Origin of the sequence: Ligilactobacillus saerimneri DSM 16049, from assembly GCF_000423265.1 — a bacterium.
GTDB classification, from domain to species: Bacteria; Bacillota; Bacilli; order Lactobacillales; family Lactobacillaceae; genus Ligilactobacillus; species Ligilactobacillus saerimneri.
The window spans coordinates 35,780-42,296 of record NZ_KE383995.1; the positions used below are offsets into that span (position 1 = coordinate 35,780).

The 6,517-nt window shown below is 40.9% G+C and carries 7 protein-coding genes and 1 tRNA gene; 6 read left to right on the forward strand and 2 right to left on the reverse strand.

All coding sequences use genetic code 11. The features are described 5' to 3' along the window. Nucleotides 1-107: 107 nt before the first annotated feature. Complete coding sequence (locus G541_RS0108895) at nucleotides 108-563, forward strand: hypothetical protein (RefSeq protein ID WP_027827198.1); 456 nt, start codon at nucleotides 108-110, stop codon at nucleotides 561-563. Nucleotides 564-676: 113 nt separating this feature from the next. Here the strand turns inward: G541_RS0108895 and G541_RS10080 are convergent, their stop codons facing one another. Further along, nucleotides 677-1,444 (reverse strand): helix-turn-helix domain-containing protein, encoded by a 768-nt coding sequence (locus G541_RS10080; protein ID WP_051174653.1) that lies wholly within the window; start codon nucleotides 1,442-1,444, stop codon nucleotides 677-679. 857 nt (nucleotides 1,445-2,301) lie between these two features. After that, nucleotides 2,302-2,385 (reverse strand) — tRNA-Leu (locus G541_RS0108905). 160 nt (nucleotides 2,386-2,545) lie between these two features. Between G541_RS0108905 and G541_RS0108910 the strand changes: the two genes are divergently transcribed. The 5 genes from G541_RS0108910 (at nucleotide 2,546) to G541_RS0108930 (ending at nucleotide 6,335) form a co-directional block, all read left to right on the forward strand. Further along, nucleotides 2,546-4,333: a M3 family oligoendopeptidase gene (locus tag G541_RS0108910; protein ID WP_027827199.1), complete on the forward strand. Its 1,788-nt coding sequence runs from the start codon at nucleotides 2,546-2,548 to the stop codon at nucleotides 4,331-4,333. A 97-nt stretch (nucleotides 4,334-4,430) separates the two neighbouring features. After that, the gene (locus tag G541_RS0108915; protein WP_009554926.1) at nucleotides 4,431-4,877 is read left to right on the forward strand and encodes a universal stress protein; all 447 of its coding nucleotides are present in this window, start codon (nucleotides 4,431-4,433) and stop codon (nucleotides 4,875-4,877) included. A 116-nt stretch (nucleotides 4,878-4,993) separates the two neighbouring features. Then, complete coding sequence (locus G541_RS0108920; protein WP_027827200.1) at nucleotides 4,994-5,332, forward strand: hypothetical protein; 339 nt, start codon at nucleotides 4,994-4,996, stop codon at nucleotides 5,330-5,332. 15 nt (nucleotides 5,333-5,347) lie between these two features. Further along, nucleotides 5,348-5,740 carry a hypothetical protein gene (locus G541_RS0108925; protein ID WP_027827201.1) on the forward strand — a complete coding sequence of 131 codons (393 nt, stop codon included), beginning with the start codon at nucleotides 5,348-5,350 and terminating at the stop codon, nucleotides 5,738-5,740. 28 nt (nucleotides 5,741-5,768) lie between these two features. Then, nucleotides 5,769-6,335 carry an LOG family protein gene (locus G541_RS0108930; RefSeq protein WP_027827202.1) on the forward strand — a complete coding sequence of 189 codons (567 nt, stop codon included), beginning with the start codon at nucleotides 5,769-5,771 and terminating at the stop codon, nucleotides 6,333-6,335. The last annotated feature ends 182 nt before the right edge of the window (nucleotides 6,336-6,517 follow it).

Here is a 6,517-nt window from a genome sequence, read left to right on the forward strand (position 1 = left end):
CAGCTAGAAGGTGTTGGTAGGATGGAGAGTGAAAAATGCCCTTTAGATTGGCGAAATTTTTCCTATAATCTGATTGATGAAGAGATTTAAATCAAGGAGGGAGAAATATGAAACCAGTTAAGTGGGAACCAATTAATAAAAAGAAGTTAATTGTTTGCAGTGGCTATTGCTTAGTGGAGTTTGTTGCTTCATTAGTATTTTTATTTTCATATACCACTCGACCAACAATTACAGATCTTTTTTGTTATACAGGGATCATTATGATGATTTTATGGTGGCCGACTATCGTAACAATTAATGTTATAGAAAAGCGTAATGGTGGAATGTTATTCAGTTACGAATTGATAGAAAGCTGGCGTAAGAAAACAATAAAGGAAAAAGTAATAACGATCGTAATTTGTATCATTATACTGATCCTTATACCACCAGTACTATTTGTATTGATGTATATTTATGGAATGATTGAAAAGTTGCTTGATTTTTTTGTTCAGCTTGTTTTTTGGGGATTCTTCTTTGGAATAGCTGGATTTATTATCCTTATAGGAAAGATTTTTCACTTATAGCATAGCAAAACGAGGTTAAGAGAAAGATTTGCTTTCTCTCAACCTCGTTGTTTATTGTGTCAACTTTATCCTAGCTTAGCTAAGCGACTTGCCATAATTTTATAAAGGAATAACTAGTCTGGATCAGGAGTATTTACTTTTTCAATTAAGCGGGGTGCACTTGTGATAATAGGATCAACTTTTTTATCAAATTCATATGTAATATGCAGTGCACATTGTGACCAGTCGATTCCAGGGAGAGTTAATAGATGAGCGTGAATATAACTGCTAATCGTGGATTGGATTTGATTCATTAACTCCTCACGAAAACCTGGTGTCAGAGTTTCATTCCAGAAAGCAAAAAATTCTCGGCGTTCGATGGCAGTTACCTCATGGAGCGGGTCGCCCAAAACAATATAAAAATCAATATCTTGCGAGGGTTGGAAAAGGTTGTCGCTGAAGTCACTTTCTGGATGAGGTAAAAGTTTGAGGGGTGCTTCCATAACAGCACTTAGCTCAAAAACTCGTTTGGTTAAACCTGTTATTGAGGTACCACTCTGTTTAACAACATATAAGTTCAAATAAAAGGCAGAGATTTGAAAATTTTCATTAACTGGTAACAGACCATCATTGATTTCTGTATAAAAATTATCTGCACAATAGAAATCTACATCAGTATTGACACTGACAGTTACGTCAAATGGGAGATATTCGAAAAAGTCTGCCGGTTTGATATTCAAATAACGACACAGTAGGTCGACAGTTGCGAAGGGGATAGCTGTGTCGTTGTTATTTACAATTTCGTCAAGAACATTGCGGGATAATTCAGGAATATCTTGTGCAACACGGGCGTTTTTTAAGCCGCGTTCATTTAAAATTTCTTGCAATCGATTGCGTAACATGATTTAACCTCCACATTATTAACCTAATGGTACAATATATTGGCATTTATGACCATATTAATGAAGGACTTTCTAGCACCCACCAACACTGGCGAAAACGTAAATTATGCCCTAACAAGTCAAATGTAACTCTAGTGACATTTTCCGCTTAATCATGCGATTTTTTGGGGAGTGGTAAAACGTCTTTTGCTTGTTCGAACGATTCATCGTGTGCTGTGTCAGCAGTAAAATAAACAGAATCATGGAAGGTACCTTCTTCCCGCACGAGTCCAAGATAGTGTTTCTTGGCTTAAAGTGTGCTTCCTTATTGTAACATGGACAACTACGTGCTTAAATAAACTTAATAAAGTAATTACACCAGTGTGCACGTTCGGAGTAGTGACCCGGACAACCAGCTGGCATAGGGCCTCTTAACCGAGGCTCTTTTTTATTCGTCTATAATTGCGACATGATTACAGATGTAAATAAAAATGTATAGAGTACCATAGCTCTTTATACCAGCCCCTGCTAGGACTGGCTTTTTTTATATCTCAGACAATAAAAAAACCGTCTATTAAGACGGCACTTTTAAACAGTCGTATTGATAGCCGGTTGTATTTTTTGCAACAGTCGTGCAACAGTTTATCAAAAAACTAGTATTTTTCAGTGTTAAGTAAAAATAAAAATGCCGGCATGACGGGCTTTTTGACACCCACCAACACCGGAAAAAATGGAAATTATGTTACAAAAAGATGATACCAGGACAACAAAACAACAATTAGGACAACAAAAGCATTCTTTTTAACACTTTATAAAACGAAAGAACGTTGATTTATCAACGTTCTTACTTTCTAATTCGTTATAATTTTTTATCAAAATGCCCTCGGCAGGAGTCGAACCTGTACTGGGAAATCCCAACAGCGACCTGAACGCTGCGCGTCTGCCAATTCCGCCACGAGGGCAACAAATAACTTACTTGATATAGTATACAAAACCAGTTAGGCTTTGTCCAATCTTTTTTAGAATTTTTCCATAGGGTAAGATAGCCATTATACCTTTGTTTGCGTTTGCAATATGGTAACATTATAATGAGATAAATTTAATGTTTTAAGGAGAAAAGATATGAAATATGCACTTAATTGGGACTTAGATTCCATCTTTGCCGGGGGAAGCAATTCACCAGCGTTACAAGCAGAACTGCAACATTTGCAAACACAGATCCACCAGTATCACCAGGCGGTTGTAACCTTTACCCCTAATACAGATACGGAAGAAGCAGATCTCAAAGCTTTATTAGCTTTGGCAGAGGAGATTGAGAAAAACTTCGCTGAGTGTGGTGCCTTTATCGAAGCTTTGAATTCAGCTGACATCCACGATCAAAAAGCCAAGTTATTAACCGGACAATTATATGGTCAAATGCCCGCCTGGCAACTGGCACAAACGGGATTGAAGAAAAAATTTGCCAGTTATACCGCGACTGCATGGCACGCTTTGATGCAACATTTTGCCCCGGTCGCTTTCCGGTTAAGTGAGATGCGTCGTGACGGCCAAGAATTACTCGATGAAAATGCCGAAAATATCATCAATACTTTGAACCTGGACGGGCAAAGCGCCTGGAGTCAGCATTATGACACAATCGTTGCTGGGATCCAGATCCCATTCCAAGGTCAACAGCTATCTGCTGGGCAGGCTTTCAACATGATGATGGCGAGTCCGGACGCTAAGGTACGCCAAGAATTATTTGCTAAATGGGAACAAGCCTGGAGTGCGCAAGCAGCAGTTTTTGCCGACACATTGAATCACCTTGACGGCTTCCGGCTGAATAATTATCGCCTCCACGGGGTGGATGATTTCATGAAAGAACCGCTCGAATATAACCGTATCGACCAGGAAACGCTCACCGCTATGTGGGACACAGTTGCTCGTAATAAGCAACCATTAGTGGATTTCTTGACTAGAAAAGCACAACTCTTTGGTAAAGAAAAAATGGAGTGGCAAGACCAAGATGCCCCAGTGCTTCTAGGGAATTTCAAAGAACGCCGGTATACTTTTGATGAAGCTGCTGACTTTATCGTTGCTAATTTCAACAAATTCTCGCCTAAGATGGCGACTTTGGCCCAGCGAGCATTTGATAATGCTTGGATTGAAGCAGAGGATCGTCCCGGAAAGCGGCCCGGAGGCTACTGCACCAGCTTGCCTAAGCTACAAGAATCACGGATCTTCATGACTTATGGTGAGTCGGTCAACGAAGTTGCCACCCTGGCACACGAATTAGGACATGCTTTCCACAGTGATGTGATGTGGGATCTTCCTAGTTTGAATCAAGACTACGCAATGAATGTAGCTGAAACAGCTAGCACCTTTGCGGAGTTGATCGTGGCCGATGCCACTTTACGGGAAGCACAAACTGATGAAGAACGGATCAACCTTTTAGATGTTAAGATTCAAAATGCCGTAGCAATGTTTATGAATATTCATGCGCGGTTCATCTTTGAGCAAAACTTCTATGCTGCCCGTCAAAAAGGACTGGTCGCTGCTGATGACATCACGCGGATGATGGTGGAAGCCCAACAAGAAGCTTATGCCAATGGCTTAGCAACGTACCACCCACATTTCTGGGCCGCTAAGTTACACTTCTTCATTGATGATGTTCCTTTCTATAACTTCCCATATACTTTTGGTTACCTCTTTAGTTTAGGGATTTATGCCCGCGCACAGCAACACGGTCCAGGATTTGAGGACCAATACATCGCCTTGTTGCGGGATACTGCCAGCATGACTACCGAAGATCTGGCTCAAAAGCACTTAGGAGTGGATCTTCACCAAGCTGATTTTTGGCAAGCTGGCATCGACATGGTTCTGCACGATATCCAGACTTTCATGCAATTAACAGAAAAGTACGTACAATAAGCTCGGGTACCTAAATTAATTTGGAATAGATTAAATTTCAGCAGGGAATTATGATAAAATATAACTAAAGAATGGACTCTAGATAGGAGTGATTTGGTTGGAACAACAATATAAAAATATTCTGGTACCAGTTGATGGGTCAGAAATTGCTGAGAAAGCATTAGAAACAGCGATCGAAATTGCCAAGCGGAACGAAGCACATTTGGATATCTTAAATGTTATCGAATTGAAGCAGTTCTCTGTCAGCTATGCCGGAATGGTTGATACAAATGGTGATGTTGTTTACCAAACATTTGAAGATGTTGAAAACTATCTTGAAGAATTAAAAGAAGAGGTTATTAAGCGGGACCAAAAAGACGTGAGTGTTCATGTACGCTTTGGGTCGCCACGGACAGTTATTGCCCAGGAATTCCCTAATGATCATCATACTGATATGATTGTCATGGGACCAACGGGCTTAAACCCTGTTGAACGGGTCTTAGTCGGGGCCGTTACTGACTATGTAACCCGGGTGGCCGCTTGTGATGTGATGATTGCCCGTTAAGAGGTATTTATTCTTTGCAAGGATCAAGCGGGAGCATTACCATTTTGGATAAGATATAAAGAAGTTGAGCTATTCAGCTTCTTTTTAATTTAAGCCAGAAAGGCAGGAACAAAAGAATGACTTTTCAGACAGTGTTGGTAGTCTGTTTGTGGATGACAATCCTGACTTTAATCGTTTTTAATGCATGGTTACGGCAGGAAATCAAGCGGGAACAGCGTAAAATTGATATGTTTAAGTCCCACCAGGTCAGTAAAAAGATTGAGCAGAAGTTACACCGTCATGCTTATGAGATCAAGCGTTGGCGGACTTTAAGCCGGATCTTGGCCTTAGTTACCCTGGTAGCATTGGTGGTAATGGGGACAGCAGAGGGGAGTTACTTTATGATGCTATATCTGTTTTCCCTGACAATCGCTCATACCAACCAGTTATCATTAGCACGCTTTTTTGCTAAATAATGCAGGAGGAACATCATGATTAAGCGTTACGGGCGTTTTTTGCTCCACGCAGCCTTACCAGTAGTGATTTTGTTGGCGTTAGTCAACTTGCTTGATACTGCCGCATACCGGTATGTGCTGAATTATTTCATAATGAGTAATTATCTATTCTTTTTTCCATTTAATGAAGAGCAAAACTGGCAACAAGAGCAGGCAACAGTAACTTCACATCAGGAAACCCTGCGGCGGGCGCGCGAAGAATACCAGTTGGAAATGGACTCTGACTCTGAACCTATGACCCGAAGTCGGGCGGAAGCCCAGGAGCGGAGTATCGTTTTGAGCGACTTATTTATTCAGTTGGCACGCAATGCCTTGCTGGTAATTGTGGCCCCGATTGTCTTTTTGTATCATTATCTAGGTAAGAATTAATTGTATTAGCATAGAGAGGAATCGAATCGTGAAAAAAATTTGTGTATTCTGTGGGTCTAATTCCGGTGACGATCAGCAATATCAGGAGCAAGTCCAGCGTCTAGCCCAGTACCTGAAAACCAGTGCTGCCAGCCTGGTTTATGGAGGTGGTCGCCTGGGCATGATGGGCGAGATTTTTGCGGCTGTGCGGGCGCAAGGTTGTCCTATTATCGGAATTGTGCCTGAAATCTTGCGCAAGGAGGCGGTGACTGCTGCCCCAGGCGTGACTTTAGAATATGTTAGTGATATGTCGGCGCGAAAAAAGCGGATGTTGGAGTTGGCCGATGCGTTTGTGATCCTGCCAGGAGGTTTAGGTACAATGGAAGAATTCTTCCAAGTTTATTCCTGGAACCAACTCGGGATCAACCGCAAGCCGATTGTTGTGACTAATATTGATGGTTACTATGACCAGTTACTTGCTTTCTTGCAGGATGTCGTCGACCACGGTTTCATGCCCCAGGCGAACCTAGATAGTTTGATCGTTACCCAAGATGTGGCCAAGGGCTTAAAAGAAGCGGAAAATTACCGTTATCAAAAAGTAAACAAGTGGAAATGATTTTAGATTAACAAGTTCTCATTTAAAAAATGAAACTTGTTATTTATTTTTAATCAGATATAATTATGGCAGATTGTAAAATTTAAGTTGAACATTTTAGTGGACAGAAAAACCCATAAAGGTCTTTAATGGTGTCGTTACAACATTCCATTAGAAAGAAGGACCTTTATGGGCACCACTAT